General features: G+C 74.9%; 16 protein-coding genes and 1 riboswitch. Of the genes, 15 read left to right on the forward strand and 1 reads right to left on the reverse strand.

All coding sequences use genetic code 11. The features are described from left to right. Window positions 1–18: 18 nt before the first annotated feature. On the reverse strand, window positions 19–750 hold the full coding sequence (locus ACF07S_RS29665; RefSeq protein WP_391975598.1) for a class II aldolase/adducin family protein: 732 nt from the start codon (window positions 748–750) through the stop codon (window positions 19–21). Window positions 751–1,140: 390 nt separating this feature from the next. On the opposite strand from ACF07S_RS29665, the gene ACF07S_RS29670 reads away from it, so the two are divergent. The 15 genes from ACF07S_RS29670 (at window position 1,141) to cobC (ending at window position 20,535) form a co-directional block, all read left to right on the forward strand. Continuing rightward, window positions 1,141–2,394 carry an anion permease gene (locus tag ACF07S_RS29670; protein ID WP_391966508.1) on the forward strand — a complete coding sequence of 418 codons (1,254 nt, stop codon included), beginning with the start codon at window positions 1,141–1,143 and terminating at the stop codon, window positions 2,392–2,394. A 31-nt stretch (window positions 2,395–2,425) separates the two neighbouring features. After that, complete coding sequence (locus ACF07S_RS29675; protein WP_391966509.1) at window positions 2,426–2,647, forward strand: hypothetical protein; 222 nt, start codon at window positions 2,426–2,428, stop codon at window positions 2,645–2,647. Window positions 2,648–2,806: 159 nt separating this feature from the next. After that, window positions 2,807–2,948: riboswitch (cobalamin riboswitch) on the forward strand. A 118-nt stretch (window positions 2,949–3,066) separates the two neighbouring features. Next, on the forward strand, window positions 3,067–4,008 hold the full coding sequence (locus ACF07S_RS29680; RefSeq protein ID WP_391975599.1) for a cobalamin biosynthesis protein: 942 nt from the start codon (window positions 3,067–3,069) through the stop codon (window positions 4,006–4,008). Beyond that, entirely contained in the window at window positions 4,005–5,516 is a 1,512-nt protein-coding gene (locus ACF07S_RS29685) for a cobyric acid synthase (protein ID WP_391966511.1), read from the forward strand. Before ACF07S_RS29680 ends, ACF07S_RS29685 begins: the two co-directional genes overlap by 4 nt. After that, complete coding sequence (gene cobN, locus ACF07S_RS29690; protein WP_391975600.1) at window positions 5,513–9,169, forward strand: cobaltochelatase subunit CobN; 3,657 nt, start codon at window positions 5,513–5,515, stop codon at window positions 9,167–9,169. Before ACF07S_RS29685 ends, cobN begins: the two co-directional genes overlap by 4 nt. Then, the gene (locus ACF07S_RS29695; RefSeq protein WP_391975601.1) at window positions 9,166–11,205 is read left to right on the forward strand and encodes a putative cobaltochelatase; all 2,040 of its coding nucleotides are present in this window, start codon (window positions 9,166–9,168) and stop codon (window positions 11,203–11,205) included. Before cobN ends, ACF07S_RS29695 begins: the two co-directional genes overlap by 4 nt. After that, window positions 11,205–11,813: a cob(I)yrinic acid a,c-diamide adenosyltransferase gene (cobO, locus tag ACF07S_RS29700; RefSeq protein WP_391966514.1), complete on the forward strand. Its 609-nt coding sequence runs from the start codon at window positions 11,205–11,207 to the stop codon at window positions 11,811–11,813. The genes ACF07S_RS29695 and cobO overlap by 1 nt, the downstream gene beginning before the upstream one ends. After that, entirely contained in the window at window positions 11,807–13,255 is a 1,449-nt protein-coding gene (locus ACF07S_RS29705; RefSeq protein WP_391975602.1) for a cobyrinate a,c-diamide synthase, read from the forward strand. Before cobO ends, ACF07S_RS29705 begins: the two co-directional genes overlap by 7 nt. Further along, on the forward strand, window positions 13,252–13,983 hold the full coding sequence (gene cobI, locus ACF07S_RS29710; protein ID WP_391966516.1) for a precorrin-2 C(20)-methyltransferase: 732 nt from the start codon (window positions 13,252–13,254) through the stop codon (window positions 13,981–13,983). Before ACF07S_RS29705 ends, cobI begins: the two co-directional genes overlap by 4 nt. Window positions 13,984–14,247: 264 nt before the next feature. Then, complete coding sequence (gene cobM, locus ACF07S_RS29715) at window positions 14,248–15,066, forward strand: precorrin-4 C(11)-methyltransferase (RefSeq protein ID WP_391966517.1); 819 nt, start codon at window positions 14,248–14,250, stop codon at window positions 15,064–15,066. Then, complete coding sequence (gene cbiE / locus ACF07S_RS29720) at window positions 15,063–16,295, forward strand: precorrin-6y C5,15-methyltransferase (decarboxylating) subunit CbiE (protein ID WP_391966518.1); 1,233 nt, start codon at window positions 15,063–15,065, stop codon at window positions 16,293–16,295. Before cobM ends, cbiE begins: the two co-directional genes overlap by 4 nt. Continuing rightward, window positions 16,292–17,980 carry a precorrin-3B C(17)-methyltransferase gene (gene cobJ / locus ACF07S_RS29725; RefSeq protein ID WP_391975603.1) on the forward strand — a complete coding sequence of 563 codons (1,689 nt, stop codon included), beginning with the start codon at window positions 16,292–16,294 and terminating at the stop codon, window positions 17,978–17,980. Before cbiE ends, cobJ begins: the two co-directional genes overlap by 4 nt. Beyond that, window positions 17,977–18,564: a precorrin-8X methylmutase gene (locus ACF07S_RS29730; protein ID WP_391966520.1), complete on the forward strand. Its 588-nt coding sequence runs from the start codon at window positions 17,977–17,979 to the stop codon at window positions 18,562–18,564. Before cobJ ends, ACF07S_RS29730 begins: the two co-directional genes overlap by 4 nt. Further along, a complete protein-coding gene (locus ACF07S_RS29735; protein ID WP_391966521.1) occupies window positions 18,561–19,478 on the forward strand; it encodes a sirohydrochlorin chelatase in 918 nt (305 codons plus the stop codon). Before ACF07S_RS29730 ends, ACF07S_RS29735 begins: the two co-directional genes overlap by 4 nt. Continuing rightward, complete coding sequence (cobC, locus tag ACF07S_RS29740) at window positions 19,468–20,535, forward strand: Rv2231c family pyridoxal phosphate-dependent protein CobC (RefSeq protein WP_391966522.1); 1,068 nt, start codon at window positions 19,468–19,470, stop codon at window positions 20,533–20,535. The genes ACF07S_RS29735 and cobC overlap by 11 nt, the downstream gene beginning before the upstream one ends. Window positions 20,536–20,629 lie beyond the last annotated feature (94 nt).

The raw sequence follows: 20,629 nt of genomic DNA on the forward strand, positions 1-20,629 counted from the left end.
GGCGCCCGGACCCGGCCCTCAGTCCCGCCGGCCGTACCCCCGCAGGCGTTCGCCGGCCTCCGCCACCTGGTCCACGGTCAGGAGACGGGGGGACAGCGCCGGGACCGAGGACGCGGTCAGCCAGACCCGGCACATCCACTCCAGCTGGGCCGTGCGGTCGTAGGCTTGGGCGAGGGTCGTGCCGTGGGTGACGGTGCCGTGGTTCTGCAGGAGGCAGCCGGTGCGGCCGTCCAGGGCGCGGAGCATGTTCTCGGCCAACTCGTCGGTGCCGTACGTCGCATAGCGGGCGACCCGGACGGGGCCGCCCAGCGCCGCGGCCATGTAGTGGATCAGCGGCAGCTCGTCGACGAGCGTGGAGACGGCCGTCGCGTGCACCGCGTGGGTGTGCACCACGGCGCGCGCGCCGGTCGTGCGGTAGACGGCGAGGTGCATGGGCAGCTCGCTGGTCGGGACGAGGCCGCCGAGGACCTGCCGGCCGGCGAGGTCGACGCCGGTCACGTCCCTGGGCCCCAGCCGGTCGTACGGCACTCCCGACGGCGTGACCAGGACGGTGTCGCCGACCCGCACCGAGACGTTGCCGGAGGTACCGACGACGAGCCCGTCGGCGACGGTCCGGCGCGCGGTCCCGACGAGTTCCTCCCAGGCGCGCGCCTCCTCCTCGCGCACAGGCCTCCCCCGCGGCTCCCCCGCGTCCCGGACGCCGTCCCCGGCGCCCCCCGCTTCCCGCCCGTCCCCTCGCTGCCCGGTCATGCCGCGATCCTGCCAGGCGCGCCCCCGGCGCGCGACGGGCCGGGGGCACCGCCGGGCCGGAAGCCGACCCTCCGCGAGGGCGCGGGTCCGCGCACGTCGTCCTCCGGCGGTTCCCTGCGGGGGATCGCCGGCCGTCCGGTACGACGACGGCGGCACGCTCCCCAGTGACCGAAATCTCTTCACCGGCCCACCCGACCGGCCGAAGACGTTCGCCGGGGGCGCCCGGGGCCCTGTCACGGGGCCGCCCGCGCGACACGGCGGCGGCCCCGCCATCCGGCGGAGCAGCCGCCCCCTCTTACGGTCACCGCGATGCCCATTCCAGTTCATCTTCCGTTCATCCTGGTTACCTACGTTCAACCAGCCAATGACCTCGAACGATTGCCTGGGTAAATGGAAAGCTTCTCGCTGATCCTCGCGATTGTGGTGGTAACCGCACTCGCGTTCGATTTCACGAACGGTTTCCACGACACCGCGAACGCGATGGCGACGACCATTTCGACCGGTGCGCTCAAGCCCAAGGTCGCGGTGGCCATGTCCGCCGTGCTGAACCTCGTGGGCGCCTTCCTCTCGGTGGAGGTCGCCAACACGATCTCCAAGGGCCTCGTCGACGAGGCCGGCATCCGTCCCGAGGTCATCTTCGCCGCACTGGTCGGCGCGATCCTCTGGAATCTCCTGACCTGGCTGGTCGGTCTGCCGTCCAGTTCCTCGCACGCCCTGATGGGCGGGCTGATCGGCGCCACCGTCGCCTCCGCCGGGTTCGGCGCGGTGCACGGCGACGTCCTCGTCACCAAGGTCCTGATCCCCGCGATCGCCGCCCCGCTGGTGGCCGGCCTCGCCGCGATGATCGCCACCCGCCTCACCTACCGCCTGGGCAGGAAGGCCGACGGCAAGGCCTCCGAGAAGGGCTACCGCGCCGGGCAGATCGCCTCCGCCGGCCTGGTCTCGCTGGCCCACGGCACCAACGACGCCCAGAAGACGATGGGCATCATCACCCTCGCCCTGGTCGCCGGCGGCACCCTCGCCCCCGACTCCGACCCGCCCCTGTGGGTCATCCTCTCCGCGGGCGTCGCCATCGCGCTCGGCACCTACCTCGGCGGCTGGCGCATCATCCGTACCATGGGCAAGGGCCTGACCGACCTCCGGCCGCAGCAGGGCTTCGCCGCCCAGACCAGCGCCGCGACGGTCATCCTGGCCTCCTCGCACCTCGGCTTCTCGCTGTCCACCACGCACTCCGTCTCCGGCTCCGTGATGGGCGCGGGCCTGGGCCGCAAGGGCGGCGTGGTCCGCTGGTCGACGGCCACCCGGATGTTCGTCGCCTGGGGCCTGACGCTGCCGGCGGCGGCCCTGGTCGCGGCGGTCGCCGAGTGGGTCTGCGGCTTCGGCTCCTGGGGCACCGCCCTCGTGGCCGTCTTCCTGATCGCCTCCAGCGCGGCGATCTGGAAGCTGTCCCGGCGCGAGGTCGTCGACCACACCAACGTCAACGACCACGGCGTCCCCGGCGAGGAGCAGCCCGGCGTGGTGACCCAGGCCATCGCCGCGGTGACCCCGCCCCCGGTCGGCACCGTGCCGGAGGAGCTCGCCGCCACCATCCCGGCCCCCTCGTCCACCGACCCGGCCGCCCCGCCGGCCAGGACCGCCGTCTGACCGCGTCCCGGCACGAAGGAAGAAGAGCACCATGAAGATCGACTGGGCGGCCCTCGGCTCCGTCTTCGGCGTCAGCCTCGTGGCCACCGTGGTCCTGGTGGCCCTGTTCACCCTGGGCATCAACGGCCTGTCCCGCCAGGAGCGGGCCGCCGCCGAGGGCCGGTCCGCCACCCTGGCGGTCACCGGCGCCTACGCCTGCTTCGCGGCGTGCGCGGCGGCGGTGGCCTACGGCATCTACCTGATCGTGGCCTGATCCTCGTCACGGATCGTCACCGTCCGAGCGGGCGGTGCGGGAGCCCCGGCCCCGCACCGCCCGCTCGTGCGCACGAACCCGGCACACGCGGTTCACCCACCGGAACCTCCTGTGGGCCTCGGCACACTTCAGCCTCGCAGGTCAACGCCAGGTTGACGGCTCTTCCGGGGCCGTGGTGGACTGCCTCAGCCATTACGGCGGCAGGAGAGGAAGCCGGTGCGAGTCCGGCGCGGTCCCGCCACTGTCACCGGGGTCACCACCCCGGGAGCCAGGAACTCTCACCGCCGGTCTCGTCGAATCAGGGCGCGGACACCCTGAGTGAGGACCCATCGCCATGCGCGGCAGCCTGTTGAGGTCGACCAGCCGAGCCCCGTCCCGTCCCGGGGCCGTTCCCGGCGGACGCCCGGCCGGCTGAACCCATGGGTGCCGATCGCGTCTTCGCGTACGGCGCCGCCGCCGGCCTCCTCGGCGACCTGCTCCTCGGCGATCCCCGCCGCGGGCATCCGGTCGCCGCGTTCGGGCGGGCCGCGGCCGCCGTGGAGCGGGTGCTGTGGCGGGACGACCGGGGCCGGGGCGCCGTGCACACCGCCGTGTGCGTCGGCGGGGCCGTCGCGCTGGGGGGCCTCGCCGCCCGCTGCGTACGCTCCTCCCCCGCCGCCTCCGTCGCCCTGACCGGTGCCGCCACCTGGGCCGTCGTCGGCGGCACCTCGCTGGCCCGTGAGGCGCGGGCCGTCGGGCGGGCCCTGGAGGCCGGGGACGTCGAGGCCGCCCGGGCGCGGCTGCCGCACCTGTGCGGCCGGGATCCGCAGGCCCTGGACGCCGACGGGATCGCCCGCGCGGTGGTCGAGTCCGTCGCCGAGAACACCTCCGACGCCGTGGTGGGTGCCCTGGTGTGGGGCGCCGTCACCGGGGTGCCGGGGCTGCTCGGGTTCCGCGCCGTCAACACGCTGGACGCGATGGTCGGCCACAAGTCCCCCCGCTACCGCCGCTACGGCTGGGCCTCCGCCCGCCTCGACGACGTCGCCGGCTGGCCCGGGGCACGGCTGACCGCCGTACTCGCCGCGCTCTGCGGGCCCGACCCGCGGGGCGCCGTACGGGCGTGGCGCGCGGACGCGGCGAAGCACCCGAGCCCCAACGCCGGGCCCGTGGAGGCGTCCTTCGCGGGCGCCCTCGGCGTGCGGCTCGGCGGCACGCTCTCCTACGGCGGGCGGGTCGAGCACCGGCCCGTGCTCAACGGCGGCGGCCGTGCCGTGGCCGTGGCCGACATCGACCGGGCGGTACGGCTCTCGCGGCGGGTCGGCTGGCTCGCGCTCGGGGCCGGGGCCGTCGCGCGGCTCGTCGTGAAGGGACGTACCTCATGAGCGGTGGAGGTCTGCTCGTCGCCGGGACCACCTCGGACGCCGGCAAGAGCGTGGTGACCGCCGGGATCTGCCGGTGGCTGGTGCGGCAGGGGGTCAGGGTCGCGCCGTTCAAGGCGCAGAACATGTCGCTGAACTCCTTCGTGACCCGGGAGGGCGCCGAGATCGGGCGGGCCCAGGCCATGCAGGCCCAGGCCTGCCGGGTGGAGCCGGCCGCGCTGATGAACCCGGTGCTGCTCAAACCGGGCGGCGAGCAGTCCAGCCAGGTCGTCCTGATGGGCAGACCGGTCGGCGAGATGAGCGCGCGCGGCTACCACGGAGGACGCCAACAGCATTTGCTGGCAACGGTGTTGGAGTGCCTGGAGCAATTGCGGGGCACGTATGACGCGGTGATCTGTGAGGGGGCCGGCAGCCCGGCCGAGATCAACCTGCGGCGGACGGACATCGTGAACATGGGCATCGCCAGGAACGCCGGGCTCCCCGTGCTCGTCGTCGGTGACATCGACCGGGGCGGCGTCTTCGCGTCGTTCTTCGGTACCGTCGCCCTGCTGTCCCGGCAGGACCAGGAACTGGTCGCCGGGTTCCTGGTGAACAAGTTCCGGGGTGACGTGTCGCTGCTGGAGCCGGGCCTGGAGATGCTGCACGGCCTGACCGGACGGCGGACGTACGGCGTGCTGCCCTTCCGGCACGGCCTCGGCATCGACGAGGAGGACGGACTCCGCGTGTCGCTGCGCGGTGCCGTACGGGAGTCCGTGGTGGCCGCGCCGGTCGGCGAGGACGTGCTGCGGGTCGCCGTGTGCGCGGTGCCGCTGATGTCCAACTTCACGGATGTGGACGCGCTCGCCGCCGAACCGGGTGTCGTGGTGCGGTTCGTGGACCGGCCCGAGGAACTGTCCGACGCCGACCTGGTGGTCGTGCCGGGGACCCGCGGGACCGTGCGCGCCCTGGAGTGGCTGCGGGAGCGCGGACTCGCGGACGCGCTGCTGCGGCGGGCGGCCGAGGGCCGGCCCGTGCTCGGGATCTGCGGCGGCTTCCAGATCCTCGGCGAGCGGATCGAGGACGACGTGGAGAGCCGGCGGGGACGGGTCGACGGGCTCGGACTGCTGCCCGTGCGGGTGCGGTTCGCCCGCGAGAAGACCCTCACCCGGCCGGAGGGCGAAGCCCTCGGGGAACGGGTCGAGGGGTACGAGATCCATCACGGCCTCGCCGAGGTCCTCGGGGGAGAGCCCTTCCTGGACGGCTGCCGGGTCGGCCAGACCTGGGGCACGCACTGGCACGGCTCGCTGGAGTCGGACGGATTCCGGCGGGCCTTCCTGCGCGAGGTGGCCGCCGCCGCGGGGCGCCGCTTCGTGCCGGCCCCCGGCACCTCGTTCGCCGCGCTGCGCGAGGAGCAGCTCGACCGGCTCGGCGACCTGATCGAACAGCACGCGGACACCGACGCGCTGTGGCGGCTCATCGAGTCGGGCGCGCCGCAAGGACTGCCTTTCATTCCACCGGGAGCGCCCGTATGAGCACTGTGTTGTTGTTGTCGACCGCCGACACCGATCTGCTGGCGGCCCGTGCCGCCACCGGTGCCTCCTACCGGATCGGCAACCCCACCCGCGTGGACGTCGCGGACGAACTGCCCGCGCTGCTCGACGGCGCGGACCTCGCCGTCGTACGTCTGCTCGGCGGCAAGCGGGCCTGGGAGGACGGACTCGCCGCGCTGAAGGCGTCCGGGGTCCCGACCGTGCTGCTCGGCGGTGAGGCCGTGCCGGACGCGGAACTGATGGCCGAGTCGACGGTTCCGGCCGGTGTCGTGGCGGAGGCGCTGCGGTACCTCGTCGAGGGCGGCCCGGACAACCTCACCGAGCTGGCCCGCTTTCTGTCGGACACGGTGCTGCTGACCGGCGAGGGGTTCCTCGAGCCGAGGAAGATGCCCGAGTACGGGGTGCACGGGGAGCGGGCGGCGGCCGAGGGCCGGCCCACCGTCGGCGTGCTCTTCTACCGGGCGCACGAGCTGAGCGGCAACACCGCCTTCGTGGACACCCTGTGCGACGCCGTCGAGGCCCACGGGGCCAACGCCCTCCCCGTGTACTGCGGTTCGCTGCGCGACGCGCAGGAGGGCCTGTACGAGATCCTGGGCCGGGCCGACGCCCTGGTCGCCACCGTGCTCGCGGCCGGCGGCACGCACGCCTCGCAGGCGTCGGCCGGCGGCGACGAGGAGGCCTGGGACATCGGGGCGCTCGCCGACCTCGACGTGCCGGTGCTGCAGGGGCTGTGCCTCACCTCCTCGCGCGCCGCCTGGGAGGAGTCCGACGCCGCCCTGTCCCCCATGGACGCCGCGATGCAGGTCGCCATCCCGGAGTTCGACGGGCGGCTGATCACGGTCCCGTTCTCCTTCAAGGAGCAGGGCCCGGACGACGTCCCGGTGTACGTCGCCGACCCGGAGCGGGCCGCGCGGGTGGCCGGGATCGCCGTACGGCACGCCCGGCTCAAGCACAAGCCGAACGCGGAGAAGAGGCTCGCGCTGGTCTTCACCGCGTACCCGACGAAGCACTCGCGCGTCGGCAACGCGGTGGGGCTCGACACCCCGGCCTCGGCGGTGCGGGTGCTGGACGCGCTGCGGGACGCGGGGTACTCGCTCACCGAGTACCCGTCCGGCGGCGACGAGCTGATCCACCGGCTGATCGAGGCCGGCGGGCACGACGTGGAGTGGCTGACCGAGGACCAGCTGGCCGCCGCCCCCGCGCGGGTGCCGCTGGCCGACTACCGGGCCTGGTTCGAGAAGCTGGACCCGCAGCTGCGGGACGCCATGACGCAGGCGTGGGGCGAGCCGCCGGGCTCGCTGTACGTCGACGGCGACGACATCGTGCTCGCGTCCCTGCAGTTCGGGAACGTCGTCGTCATGATCCAGCCGCCGCGCGGCTTCGGCGAGAACCCGATCGCGATCTACCACGACCCCGACATGCCGCCCTCCCACCACTACATGGCGGCCTACCGGTGGCTGGAGAACGGTTTCGGCGCGGACGCGATCGTGCACATGGGCAAGCACGGCACGATGGAGTGGCTGCCGGGCAAGGGGCTGGGCCTGTCGGGCGGCTGCGCGCCGGACGCGGTCCTCGGCGACCTGCCGCTGATCTACCCGTTCATCGTCAACGACCCCGGCGAGGGCACCCAGGCCAAGCGGCGCGGGCACGCGACCGTGGTCGACCACCTGGTGCCGCCGATGGCCCGCGCCGACACCTACGGCGACCTGGCGAAGCTGGAGCAGCTCCTCGACGAGTACGCCCTCGTCTCCGACCTGGACCCGGCGAAGGCGCCGGCGGTGCGCGCGCAGATCTGGACGCTGGTGAAAGCGGCCGAGCTCCATCACGACCTGCATGTCGACGACCAGCCGGACGACGACGCCTTCGACGAGTTCGTCATGCACATCGACGGCTACCTGTGCGAGATCAAGGACGTGCAGATCAGGGACGGCCTGCACATCCTCGGCGGCGGCCCGGTCGGCGAGCCGCGCGTGAACCTCGTCCTGGCGGTGCTGCGCGCCTCGCAGGTGTGGGGCGGGCAGGCGAACGCGCTGCCGGGCCTGCGGGCCGCGCTGGCCGGGCACTTCGGGCTGGTGGAGAAGGAACTGCTGGCCGAGCCGGGCGCGCCGGTGAAGGTGCCGGTGGAGCTGACGGACCTGGTGGACGGGCCGGCACGCACCGGCGCCGACGCCATCGACCTGCTGGAGCAGCTGTGCCGGCGGTTCGCGGAGGGCATGGAGGAGCGCGGCTGGACGGCCGGCTCGGTTCCCTCGCTGGTGCGGGAGGTGCTGGGCACCGAACTCCCGGACGCGGTGGCCGTGCTGCGGTTCGCGTGTGACGAGGTCGTGCCCCGGCTGGCCCGTACCACCGACGAGATCGGGCACATCCTGCGGGCGCTGGACGGCGGTTACGTCCCGGCGGGACCCTCGGGCTCGCCCACGCGCGGCCTGGTCAACGTGCTGCCGACCGGGCGGAACTTCTACTCCGTGGACCCGAAGGCGATCCCGTCCCGGCTGAGCTGGGAGGTCGGGCAGTCGCTCGCCGACTCGCTGGTCCAGCGGTACCTGCAGGACACCGGCGAGTACCCGAAGTCGGTCGGCCTGACGGTGTGGGGCACGTCCGCGATGCGCACCCAGGGCGACGACATCGCCGAGATCCTGGCGCTGCTGGGCTGCCGCCCGGTGTGGGACGACGCCTCGCGCCGGGTGACCGGTTTCGAGGTGGTCGGGCTCGAGGAGCTGGGCCGGCCGCGCATCGACGTGACGGTCCGCATCTCCGGGTTCTTCCGGGACGCGTTCCCGCACGTGGTCGGGCTGATCGACGACGCGGTGCGGGCGGTGGCGGAGCTGGCCGAGCCCGCCGAGTCCAACTACGTACGGGCCCACGTGGACGAGGACGCGGCCTCGCACGGCGACCGGCGGCGGGCCACGGCCCGCATCTTCGGCTCGAAGCCGGGCGCGTACGGCGCCGGTCTGCTGCCGCTGATCGACGCCCGGAACTGGCGCTCCGACGCCGACCTCGCCGAGGTGTACGCGGTGTGGGGCGGCTACGCCTACGGGCGCGGGCTCGACGGGCGGGCGGCGCGCGGGGACATGGAGACGGCGTTCCGGCGGATCGCGGTGGCGGCGAAGAACGTCGACACCCGCGAGCACGACCTCGTCGACGCGGACGACTACTTCCAGTACCACGGCGGCATGGTCGCCATGGTGCGGCACCTGACGGGCGCGAGCCCGGAGGCGTACGTCGGCGACTCGGCGACCCCCGACCAGGTGAAGACGCGGACGCTGGGCGAGGAGACGCACCGGGTCTTCCGGGCCCGGGTGGTCAACCCGCGCTGGATGGCGGCGATGCGGCGGCACGGCTACAAGGGCGCCTTCGAGATGGCCGCGACCGTGGACTACCTCTTCGGGTACGACGCCACCGCCGGGGTCGTGGACGACTGGATGTACGAGAAGCTCAGCGCGGAGTACGTCTTCGACGCCGAGAACAGGGACTTCATGAAGAAGTCCAACCCCTGGGCGCTGCGCGGCATCACCGAACGGCTGCTGGAGGCGGCCGACCGCGGTCTGTGGGCGGAGCCTGACGCGGACACGCTGGAGCGGCTGCGCGCCACCTACCTGGAACTCGAAGGCGATCTGGAGGGCGACGACCAGTGACCACCCCCTTTCCGTTCACGGCCGTCGTCGGTCAGGACGACCTGCGGCTCGCGCTGCTGCTGAACGCCGTCTCGCCGATGGTCGGCGGTGTGCTGGTGCGCGGCGAGAAGGGCACGGCGAAGTCCACCGCGGTGCGCGCCCTGTCGGCGCTGCTGCCGGAGGTGGCCGTGGTGCCCGGCTGCCGGTTCTCCTGCGATCCCTCGTCTCCGGACCCCGGGTGCCCGGACGGTCCGCACGAGCCCGGGGGCGGGACCGCGCGGCCCGCGCGGATGGTCGAGCTGCCCGTCGGCGCCTCCGAGGACCGGCTGGTCGGCGCGCTCGACATCGAGCGGGCGCTCGCCGAGGGTGTGAAGGCGTTCGAGCCGGGGCTGCTCGCCGACGCGCACCGCGGGATCCTGTACGTCGACGAGGTCAATCTCCTCCACGACCACCTGGTCGACCTGCTGCTGGACGCGGCGGCGATGGGCGCCTCGTACGTGGAGCGCGAAGGCGTCTCCGTGCGTCACGCGGCCCGTTTCCTGCTCGTCGGGACCATGAATCCCGAGGAAGGGGAGTTGCGTCCGCAATTGCTGGACCGCTTCGGGCTCACCGTGGAGGTGTCCGCCTCGCGGGAACCGGACCAGCGGGTCGAGGTGGTCCGGCGGCGGCTCGCCCACGACGACGATCCCGACGCCTTCGCCGCGCGGTGGGCCGACGAGGAGGCCGCCGTACGGGCGCGGATCGTGGCGGCGCGGGAGCTGCTGCCGTCGGTGCGCCTCGGGGACGGGGCGCTGCGGCAGATCGCGGCGACCTGTGCCGCCTTCGAGGTCGACGGCATGCGGGCCGACATCGTGATGGCGCGCACGGCGACCGCGCTGGCCGCGTGGGCGGGGCGGACGGAGGTGCTCGCCGAGGACGTGCGGCAGGCGGCGCTGCTGGCGCTGCCGCACCGGCGGCGGCGCAATCCGTTCGACGCGCCCGGGCTGGACCAGGACAAGCTCGACGAGACGCTGGAGCAGTTCGGGGACGACGACGACCCGGACACCGATCCGGACGGGCCGGGGGGTGGCGGCGGGCAGCCGCCCGCCGACGGCCCCGAGGGCGGTGACCCGGGGACGGCGCCCGAGGCCGGGCCGGGCGAGGAGTCCGGGGACTCCCGGGACTCCGGGGAGTCCGGGGAGTCCGGGGAGTCGCGGCCCGCGGGGGCCGGCTCCGGTGAGCGGCCCCCCGTGGGCGCCGTCGAGCCGTTCCGCACCAGGGTGCTGAGCGTGCCCGGGATCGGCGAGGGGGCCGCCGGGCGGCGGTCCCGGGCGCGGACCGAGCACGGGCGGACGACGGGCGCGCGCCGGCCGAGCGGCGCCCTGACCAGGCTGCACCTGGCGGCGACCATCCAGGCCGCGGCACCGCACCAGCGGGCGCGGGGACGGTCCGGACCGGGCCTGGTGGTGCGCCGGGACGATCTGCGGCAGGCCACCCGTGAGGGGCGCGAGTCGAACCTCGTGCTGTTCGTCGTGGACGCCTCCGGATCGATGGCGGCCCGGCAGCGGATGAGTGCCGTGAAGGGTGCCGTGCTGTCGCTGCTGCTGGACGCCTACCAGCGGCGGGACAAGGTGGGGCTGGTGACCTTCCGGGGGTCGGCGGCCGATGTGGCGCTGCCGCCGACGTCGTCGGTGGACGCGGCCGCGGTCCGGCTGGAGTCGCTGCCGACCGGTGGGCGGACCCCACTGGCGGCCGGGCTGCTCAAGGCGCACGACGTGCTGCGGGTGGAGCGGCTGCGGGATTCCGCGCGGCGTCCGCTGGTCGTCGTGGTGACGGACGGGCGGGCCACGGGCGGTCCGGAGCCGGTGGCGCTCGCCGGGCGCGCGGCGCGGCTGTTCGCGGCCGGGGGCGTGGCCTCGGTGGTCGTGGACTGCGAGTCGGGGCCGGTGCGGCTGGGGCTCGCCGGGCGGCTGGCCGGTGAGCTGGGCGGCAGCGCGGTGACCCTGGACGAGCTGCGGGCCGACTCGATCGCCGGGCTGGTCAGGGATGTGCAGGGAACGTCGAGGAGGGCCGCGTAGTGCCGCAGGGACAGCCGAGTGTCGTACCGGACGACGGCCTGACGACGCGTCAGCGGCGCAATCGTCCGCTGGTCGTCGTGCACACGGGCGTGGGGAAGGGCAAGTCGACGGCCGCTTTCGGGCTGGCGCTGCGGGCCTGGAACCAGGGGTGGCCGATCGGGGTGTTCCAGTTCGTCAAGTCGGCCAAGTGGAAGGTCGGCGAGGAGAACGCCCTGCGGGTCCTCGGCGCCTCCGGCGAGGGCGGCAGCGTCGACTGGCACAAGATGGGCGAGGGCTGGTCCTGGGTCCAGCGCGGTCTCCAGGGTGACAACTCGACCAACGAGGAGAAGGCCCGGGAGGGCTGGGAGCAGGTCAAGCGCGACCTGGCCGCCGAGACGTACCGGCTGTACGTGCTCGACGAGTTCGCCTACCCGATGCACTGGGGGTGGGTGGACACCGACGAGGTGGTGTCCGTGCTGAGGGACCGGCCGGGCACCCAGCATGTGGTGATCACCGGGCGGAACGCGCCGGGGAAACTGGTCGAGTACGCCGACCTGGTGACCGACATGTCCAAGGTCAAGCACCCCATGGACACCGGGCAGAAGGGGCAGAGGGGCATCGAGTGGTGACCTCGTCCCCGTCCGTGCCCCGGCTGGTCGTCGCCGCGCCCTCCTCGGGCAGCGGCAAGACCACCGTGGCGACCGGGCTGATGGCCGCGCTCACCGCGCGGGGGCTCACCGTGTCCCCGCACAAGGTGGGCCCGGACTACATCGACCCCGGGTACCACGCGCTCGCCACCGGGCGGGTGGGGCGCAACCTCGACGCGTATCTGTGCGGGCCCGAGCTGGTCGGTCCGCTGTTCGCGCACGGCGCGCGCGGGTGCGACATCGCCGTGGTCGAGGGTGTGATGGGGCTGTACGACGGAGCCGCCGGGGAGGGCGAACTGGCGTCCACCGCGCAGGTGGCGAAGCTGTTGCGGGCGCCGGTGGTGCTGGTCGTCGACGCGTCGTCGCAGTCGCGGTCGGTGGCGGCGCTGGTGCACGGGTTCGTGGGCTGGGACCCGGAGGTGCGGGTCGGGGGCGTGATCCTGAACAAGGTCGCCTCGGACCGGCACGAGGCGCTGCTGCGGGAGGCGCTGGAGTCGGCGGGCGTGCCGGTGCTGGGAGTGCTGCGGCGGGCGGCGCAGGTGGAGACGCCGTCGCGGCACCTGGGGCTGGTGCCGGTCGCCGAGCGGCGGGCCGCGGCCGTGGACGCGGTCGCCGCGATGGCCGCGCAGGTGGCCGCCGGGTGTGACCTGGAGGCGTTGGCCGCCCTGGCGCGGGGTGCGGGTCCGTTGCCGGACGCGGCCTGGGACGCGGGTGGGGCTCTGGCCTCCTCGCCGCCGCCGTCCCTTCCCTCCCCTGGGCCGGGGGCCGCGGCCCCGGGCCCCGCTCCGGTCCTGGACGGGCCGTGTCCGCAAGCGCCGGACGGGCTGGTCGTCGCCGTCGCCGGCGGGCCCGCGTTCACGTTCTCCTATGCCGAGCACGCCGAGTTGCTGACCGCCGCCGGGGCCGAGGTCGTCGTCTTCGATCCGCTGCGGGACGAGGAACTGCCCGAGGGGACACGGGGAGTGGTCGTCGGGGGCGGGTTCCCCGAGGTGTACGCCGCCGAGCTGTCCGCCAACGAGCCGCTGCGGAAGGCCGTCGCCTCACTTGCCGCCGACGGTGCTCCCGTGGCCGCCGAGTGTGCCGGACTGCTCTACCTGTGCCGGGAGCTGGACGGCATGCCGATGTGCGGGGTGCTGGACGCCTGCGCGCGGATGGCCGAGCGGCTCACCCTCGGCTACCGGGACGCCGTGGCCGTGACCGACAGCGCGCTGGCCGCCGCCGGGACGCGGATGCGGGGCCACGAGTTCCACCGGACGGTCGTCGAGCCGGGGGCGGGAGCCGCTCCCGCCTGGGGGGTGCGGACGCCCGAGCGGCGTCTCGAGGGTTTTGTACAACGCGGTGTGCACGCGAGCTATCTGCACACGCACTGGGCGTCGGAGCCCGGTGTCGCCCGTCGGTTCGTGGAGAGGTGCCGGACGTCATGAGCAGCAGGCTGGTCGGAGTCGGGGTGGGTCCCGGGGATCCCGAGCTGGTGACCGTGAAGGGCGTCAACGCGCTGCGCGCCGCGGAGGTCGTCGTCGTCCCCGTGATGGACACCGGGGAGCGGGGGCGGGCCGAGGCGACGGTGCTGCACTACGTGCCCGCGGAGAAGGTCGTGCGGGTGGTGTTCGCGCTGAACGAGCGCACCGACCGGTCCCGGCGCGAGGCCGCCTGGGACGCGGCCGGTGAGCGGGTCGCCGGGCTGCTGCGGGAGCACGGCTCCGTCGCCTTCGCGACGATCGGGGACCCCAACGTGTACTCGACGTTCACCTATCTCGCGCAGACCGTCGCGGCGTCGGTGCCGGGGACGGTCGTGGAGACCGTGCCGGGGATCACCGCCATGCAGGATCTGGCGGCGCGTTCCGGGGCCGTGCTGACCGAGGGGACCGAGCCGCTGACGCTGGTACCGGTGACCGCGGGCGCCGCCGTGCTCAAGGACGCCCTCGCCGGGCCCGGGACCGTCGTCGCGTACAAGTTCGGGCGGCAGGCGGGTGAGGTCGCCGAGGCGCTGCGGGAGACCGGGCGGATCGGTGACGCGGTGTGGGGGTCGGCGCTCGGGCTGCCGGAGGAGTCGGTCCGGCCGGCCGCGGAGCTGGACGGGGCGCCGCTGCCGTACCTGTCGACGCTCATCGCGCCGCCCCGGCGCGACGGCGGGCGGGGCGGGAAGCTGTGATCCGCCGCCGCGCACGGCCGGTGCGCGGCGCCCGCCACCGGGCAGGGCCCACGGCCGCCGGCGCGGACGGGACGGCGGACCGCCGACCGCTTCCCGAACGCCCGGTCCCCTTCGCCCTCCCCGTTGCTCCCCTTCTCCCCGTTGCTCTCGTCGTTCCCGCTGGTCTCACCGTTCACCCCGACCGCCCCCCTCACCCCGCTCACCCCGCTCACCCCGTTCACCCCGTTCCGCTGACCCCTGACTCGCAGGAGAGGACCGTTTCCCATGGCCGATGCCCCCACCGGCAAGGTGACCTTCGTCGGGGCAGGCCCCGGCGCCGCCGATCTGCTGACGTTCCGTGCCGCGCGTGCCATCGCCGAGGCCGATGTCGTGATCTGGGCCGCCAGCCTGGTGCAGGCGGAGGTCCTCGAGCACGCGCGTGAGGGCGCGGAGATCCTCGACTCGGCGACGATGTCGCTGGAGGACGTCGTGGCCGTCTACCGGCGGGCCCGCGAGGAGGGGTTGAGGGTCGCGCGGATCCACTCCGGCGACCCGGCGCTGTGGGGCGGCACGCAGGAGCAGGTCGACCGGTGCGCGGAACTCGGCATCGCCACCGAGATCGTGCCCGGTGTGTCGTCGTTCTCCGCCGTCGCGGCGCTCGCGCAGCGGGAGCTGACCATTCCCGAGGTGGCGCAGTCCGTGGTGCTGACCCGGCTCGGCGGCGGCAAGACGCCGATGCCGCCCGGCGAGGAGGTCCGCGAGTTCGCGCGGCACGGCACCACCATGGCGGTCTTCCTGTCGGCCGCGCGCAGCGGGCAGCTGGTGCGGGAGCTGCTGGAGGGCGGCTATCCGACGACCACGCCGGTCGTCGTCGCGTACCAGGCGACCTGGCCGGAGGAGCTGGTCGTGAAGTGCACGATCGGCACGCTGGAGGAGACGGTCAAGGAGCACAAGCTCTGGAAGCACACGCTGTTCCTGGTCGGTCCGGCCCTCGACGCGCACGGCACCCGCTCGCACCTGTACCACCCCGGGCACTTCCACGGCTTCCGCAAGGCGGACCCGGAGGCCCGCAGGGCGTTGCGCGCGCGGGGCACGAACACGTGATCACGGTCGTCGGTATGGGGGCGGGGGCGCCGGTCGACGATCCGGTCGCGGCCGGGGCCGAGCTGGTGGTCGGCGGGCGGCGGCACCTGGACGCCGTGCGCGTGCCGGAGGGGGCCGAGCGTGTCGTGCTCGGTCCGCTGGCGCCCGCCCTCGACACCGTGGAGAAGTACGTCGCCGGGCAGCGGCGGGTGGTGGTGCTGGCCTCCGGTGACCCGGGGTTCTTCGGGATCGTGCGGGCGCTGGCCGAGCGGTTCGGGCCCGAGCGGCTGGAAGTGCGGCCCGGTGTCCCGTCCGTGGCGGCCGCGTTCGCGCGGATCGGGCTGCCGTGGGACGACGCCGTGGTGGTGAGCGCCCACGGGCGGGATCCGCGGACCGCGGTGAACCTGTGTCGGGCGCACCCGAAGGTCGCCGTGCTGACGGGGCCGGGGGCGGGTCCCGCGGAGCTCGGGGCGGCGCTGCGGGCGCACCGGCGTGTGCTGGTCGTCGCCTCCGCGCTCGGTTCGGCCGAGGAGCGGGTGGAGCGGGTGACGCCCGCCGAGGCCGCCGCGCGTGACTGGGGGCCGGCGGTGAGCGTGGTGCTCTGCCTGGACGAGGAGCGGGCGCTGGGGTCGGTGCGCACGGTCGCGGGCCCGCCGTCCGGGCCCCCCGGGTGGGCGCTGGAGGAGACCGGGTTCGCCCACCGCGACTCGATGATCACCAAGTTCGAGGTGCGGGCGCTGGCGCTGGCCCGCCTCGGGCCGCGGCCGGGCGAGCTGGTCTGGGACATCGGCGCGGGTTCGGGTTCGGTGGCCGTGGAGTGCGCGCGGCTCGGTGCCGCCGTCACGGCCGTGGAGAAGACGCCGGACGGGGTGGAGCGCGTCCGGGTCAACGCCGCCGCGCACGGCGTCGACGTACACGTGGTGCACGGGACGGCGCCGGAGGCGCTGTCCGGACTGGACGCGCCCGACGCCGTGTTCGTCGGCGGGGGCGGCCGGGAACTGCCCGCCGTCGTCGCGGCGTGCGCGCGGCGGGCCCTGCGGACCGTGGTGGTCGCCGTGGCCGCCGTCGACCGGGTGCCGGCCGTGCGCGAGGCGCTGACCGGGGCCGGGTTCACCTGTGACGGGGTGCTGTTGCAGTCGTCGCGCCTGGCGCCGCTGCCCGGGGACGTGACCCGGCTGGCGGCGGCCAATCCCGTTTTCCTGCTGTGGGGCGAGAGGCCCCCGGCACACAGTGAAGGAGTCTGCCAGTGATCGGCCTCATCTCCGCCACCGCGGCGGGAGCGGCCGCGCGGGACCGGCTGGCCGCCGCGTGGCCGGACCGTACGCGCGTGTACGAGGGTCCCGTGCCGGACGCGGTGCGGGCCGCGTTCGCCGAGTGCGAGCGGCTGGTGTGCTTCCTCGCCACGGGGGCCGTGGTGCGGCTGGTGGCACCGCTGCTGGCCGGCAAGACGAGCGACCCGGGCGTGGTCTGCGTGGACGAGGCCGGACGGTTCGCGGTGTCGCTGCTGGGCGGTCACGGCGGCGGGGCGAACGACCTCGCGCGTGCGGTGGCCGAGGTGCTGGGCGCCGAGCCGGTGGTGACCACGGCGACCGATGCCGTGGGGCTGCCCGGTCTGGACACGCTGGGCCTGCCGGTGGAGGGCGAGGTCGCCGCCGTCTCGCGGGCGCTGCTGGACGGCGAGGCGGTGGCACTGCGCGCCGACGTGGCCTGGCCGCTGCCGCCGCTGCCGGTGACGGTGACGGACGAGGGGCGGTACACGATCCGCGTCACGGACCGGCTGACCGGACCGGCCGAGGGGGAGGTGGTCCTGCGTCCGCCGACGCTCGTCGTCGGGGTCGGCGCGTCGAAGGGCGCCCCCGTCGAGGAGGTGCTCGCCCTGGTCGAGGGCGCCCTGCGGGAGGCCGGGCTGTCGGCGGCCTCGCTCGCGGAGCTGGCCACCGTGGACGCCAAGGCCGGGGAGCGGGGCGTCGTGGAGGCGGCCCGGCGGCTCGGTGTGCCCCTGGTGACGTACGCCGCCGAGGAGTTGGCGCGGGTCGAGGTGCCCAACCCGTCCGACGCGCCGCTGGCCGCCGTCGGCACCCCGTCGGTCGCCGAGGCCGCCGCGCTGGTGCGCGGGGGTGAACTCCTGGTGCCCAAGAGCAAGTCGGCGGCGCGGCCCGCGATGGCGACCTGCGCCGTCGTACGGCGGCCGGGGCGGGGGCGGCTCGCGGTGGTCGGGCTGGGGCCCGGTGCCCGGGACCTGCTCACCCCGCGCGCCAGGGACGAACTGCGCCGCGCCTCCGTGCTGGTGGGACTCGACCAGTACGTCGACCAGATCCGCGACCTGCTGCGGCCCGGCACGCGCGTGCTGGAGTCGGGGCTCGGCGCGGAGGAGGAGCGGGCCCGCACGGCCGTCGCCGAGGCCCGCCGGGGGCAGGCGGTGGCGCTGATCGGCAGCGGGGACGCCGGCGTGTACGCCATGGCCTCACCGGCGCTCGCGGAGGCCTCCGACGACATCGACGTGGTGGGGGTGCCGGGCGTGACGGCGGCGCTGGCGGCCGGGGCGATCCTGGGCGCGCCGCTGGGCCACGACCATGTGTCGATCAGCCTGTCCGACCTGCACACGCCGTGGGAGGTCATCGAGCGGCGGGTACGGGCGGCGGCCGAGGCGGACATCGTGGTGACGTTCTACAACCCGCGCAGCCGGGGCCGTGACTGGCAGTTGCCGAAGGCGCTCGCGATCCTCGCGGAGCACCGGCGGCCGGCGACGCCGGTCGGGGTCGTGCGCAACGCGTCCCGCGCCGACGAGTCGAGCCGGCTGACCACGCTGGCCGCGCTGGATCCGGCGACGGTCGACATGATGACGGTCGTGACCGTGGGCAACACGGCGACCCGTGAGATCGCGGGGCGCATGGTCACCCCGCGTGGCTACCGCTGGCAGGAGGAGCCGCAGTGAACCGCGTGGTGCACCCCATCGAGCAGGAGTCCTTCCGGCGGCTGCGCGCCCGCCTGGACACCTCGCACTTCCCGCCGCTGACCCGGGCGGTCGTCGAACGCGTCGTCCACTCCAGCGCCGACCTCGGCTACGCCGACGAACTCGTAATGGACGAGGATGAGTTGACGAAGGCGCACGCCGCGCTGCACGCGGGCGCCCCGGTCGTCGTGGACGTGGAGATGGTCGCGGCGGGGATCACGCGCCGCGCGACCGTGTGCCGGCTGAGGGAGGCGAAGGCCGGTCCCGGTCTGACGCGTTCGGCGCACGCGGTGCGGCTGGCGTACGAGGAGGTGGGCCCCGGCGCCCTGTGGGTGATCGGCTGCGCGCCGACCGCCCTGGAGGAGCTGCTGACCCTGGACGCCTCCCCCGCGCTCGTCGTCGGTCTGCCCGTCGGCTTCGTCGGGGCGGCCGAGTCCAAGGCCGCCCTGCGGGAGAGCGGACTGCCCGCCGTGAGCAACGTGTCCGAGAAGGGCGGGTCGGCGGTGGCCGCCGCCGCGCTCAACGCCCTGCTCTACCACCCGATTTCTTCCGAGGAGAACCTGTGACCACCCCGCCCGCCCTGCTCATCGCCGGCCACGGCACCCGGGACGACGCCGGCGCGGAGGCGTTCCGCGACTTCGTGCGGGAACTGGGCCGCCGCCACCCCGGACTGCCCGTCGCCGGCGGCTTCATCGAGCTGTCCCCGCCGCCGCTGGGCGATGCCGTCGCCGAGCTGGTGGAGCGCGGGGTGCGCCGGTTCGCGGCCGTGCCGCTGATGCTGGTGTCCGCCGGGCACGCCAAGGGCGACATCCCGGCGGCGCTGGCCCGCGAGAAGGAGCGCCACCCCGGCATCTCGTACACCTACGGCCGTCCGCTGGGCCCGCACCCCGGCCTGCTGCGGGTGCTGGAGCGGCGGCTGGCCGAGGCGGTGGACACCTCCTGGGACCCGTCCGAGGTGACCGTGCTGCTGGTGGGCCGCGGCTCGACGGACCCGGACGCCAACGCCGAGGTGTTCAAGGCGGCGCGGCTGCTGTGGGAGGGGCGCGGTTACGCGGGTGTGGAGACGGCGTTCGTGTCGCTGGCGGCGCCGGACGTGCCGAGCGGTCTCGACCGGTGTGCGCGGCTGGGCGCCCGGCGGGTCGTGGTCCTGCCGTACTTCCTGTTCACCGGGATCCTGCCGGACCGGGTGCGGCTGCAGACGCGGGAGTGGGCGGCGGCGCACCCGGAGACCGAGGTGCGGTCGGCGGACGTGATCGGTCCCGAGCCGGAGCTGCTGGACCTGGTGATGGAGCGGTACGGGGAGGCCGTCAAGGGCGATCTGCGGATGAACTGCGACTCGTGCGTGTACCGGATCGCGCTGCCGGGGTTCGAGGACAAGGTGGGGGCGCCGCAGCAGCCGCACTTCCACCCCGACGACGACGGCCACCACCATCACGGGCACCATCACGGGCACGGTCACTCGCACTCCCATGCACACTGAGTCCGGGGACGGCGGGCACGATCTGCGCCACCACGGGGACGCCGAGGTCCGCGACGGGGGCTCCGCGCTGGTCGACCTCGCGGTGAACGTCCGCGCGGACACCCCGCCGCCGTGGCTGCGCGAGCACATCGCCGCGTCGCTGTCCCGGCTCGCCGCCTACCCGGACGGGCGGGCCGCGCGGGCGGCGGTGGCGGCGCGGCACGGGCTGCCGGTGGAGCGGGTGCTGCTGACGGCCGGCGCGGCGGAGGCGTTCGTGCTGCTGGCGCGGGCGCTGAAGGTGAGCCGGCCGGTGGTGGTGCATCCGCAGTTCACGGAGCCGGAGGCGGCGCTGCGGGACGCCGGGCACTCGGTGGACCGGGTGCTGCTGCGGGAGGCGGACGGCTTCCGGCTGGACCCGGCGGCGGTGCCCGAGGAAGCGGACCTGGTGGTGATCGGCAACCCGACGAACCCGACGTCGGTGCTGCACCCGGCCGCGGACGTCGCCGGGCTCGCCCGGCCCGGGCGGACGCTGGTGGTGGACGAGGCGTTCATGGACGCGGTGCCGGGCGAGCGCGAGACGCTGGCCGGGCGGACGGACGTGCCGGGTCTGGTCGTGCTGCGCAGCCTCACCAAGACGTGGGGCCTGGCCGGTCTGCGGATCGGCTACGTCCTGGCGGCCCCGGAGACCGTCGCGGACCTGGAGCGCGCCCAGCCGCTGTGGCCGGTGTCCACTCCGGCGCTGGCCGCGGCGGAGGCGTGCGTCGGCACCGGGGCGCTCGCGGAGGCGGCCCACGCGGCCCACCGCGTCGCGGCGGACCGGGCCCACCTGCTGGCGGGCCTCGCCCGGTTCGCCGCCCACGGCCTGAGCGCCGTGGAACCCGCCGAGGGCCCCTTCGTGCTGCTCCGGCTGCCACGCGCGACGGCCGTACGGGCCCGGCTGCGCGCCCTCGGCTACGCGGTACGCCGCGGGGACACGTTCCCGGGTCTGGACGACCGCTGGCTGCGGCTGGCGGTCCGGGACCGGGAGACCACGGACACCTTCCTGACCGCCCTGGAACGGTCCCTGGCCCCCTTCTGAGCGGCGCCCCGTGCCCCGAGCCGGGCCCGGCGGCGGACCCGCGGGGGCGGCGGCCCGCCTCGCCACGGTGCCCGGGTCCGTCCGCGCGGGGCGG

Source organism: Streptomyces sp. NPDC016640, from assembly GCF_043076215.1.
Classification (GTDB): Bacteria; Actinomycetota; Actinomycetes; order Streptomycetales; family Streptomycetaceae; genus Streptomyces.

Excerpts from the sequence above, each read along its gene's own strand:
- ACF07S_RS29665 (WP_391975598.1), bottom strand. The coding sequence starts at position 750 with ATGACCGGGCAGCGAGGGGACGGGCGGGAAGCGGGGGGCGCCGGGGAC.
- ACF07S_RS29670 (WP_391966508.1), top strand. The coding sequence starts at position 1,141 with ATGGAAAGCTTCTCGCTGATCCTCGCGATTGTGGTGGTAACCGCACTC.
- ACF07S_RS29675 (WP_391966509.1), top strand. The coding sequence starts at position 2,426 with ATGAAGATCGACTGGGCGGCCCTCGGCTCCGTCTTCGGCGTCAGCCTC.
- ACF07S_RS29680 (WP_391975599.1), top strand. The coding sequence starts at position 3,067 with ATGGGTGCCGATCGCGTCTTCGCGTACGGCGCCGCCGCCGGCCTCCTC.
- ACF07S_RS29685 (WP_391966511.1), top strand. The coding sequence starts at position 4,005 with ATGAGCGGTGGAGGTCTGCTCGTCGCCGGGACCACCTCGGACGCCGGC.
- cobN (WP_391975600.1), top strand. The coding sequence starts at position 5,513 with ATGAGCACTGTGTTGTTGTTGTCGACCGCCGACACCGATCTGCTGGCG.
- cobI (WP_391966516.1), top strand. The coding sequence starts at position 13,252 with ATGAGCAGCAGGCTGGTCGGAGTCGGGGTGGGTCCCGGGGATCCCGAG.
- cobM (WP_391966517.1), top strand. The coding sequence starts at position 14,248 with ATGGCCGATGCCCCCACCGGCAAGGTGACCTTCGTCGGGGCAGGCCCC.
- cobC (WP_391966522.1), top strand. The coding sequence starts at position 19,468 with ATGCACACTGAGTCCGGGGACGGCGGGCACGATCTGCGCCACCACGGG.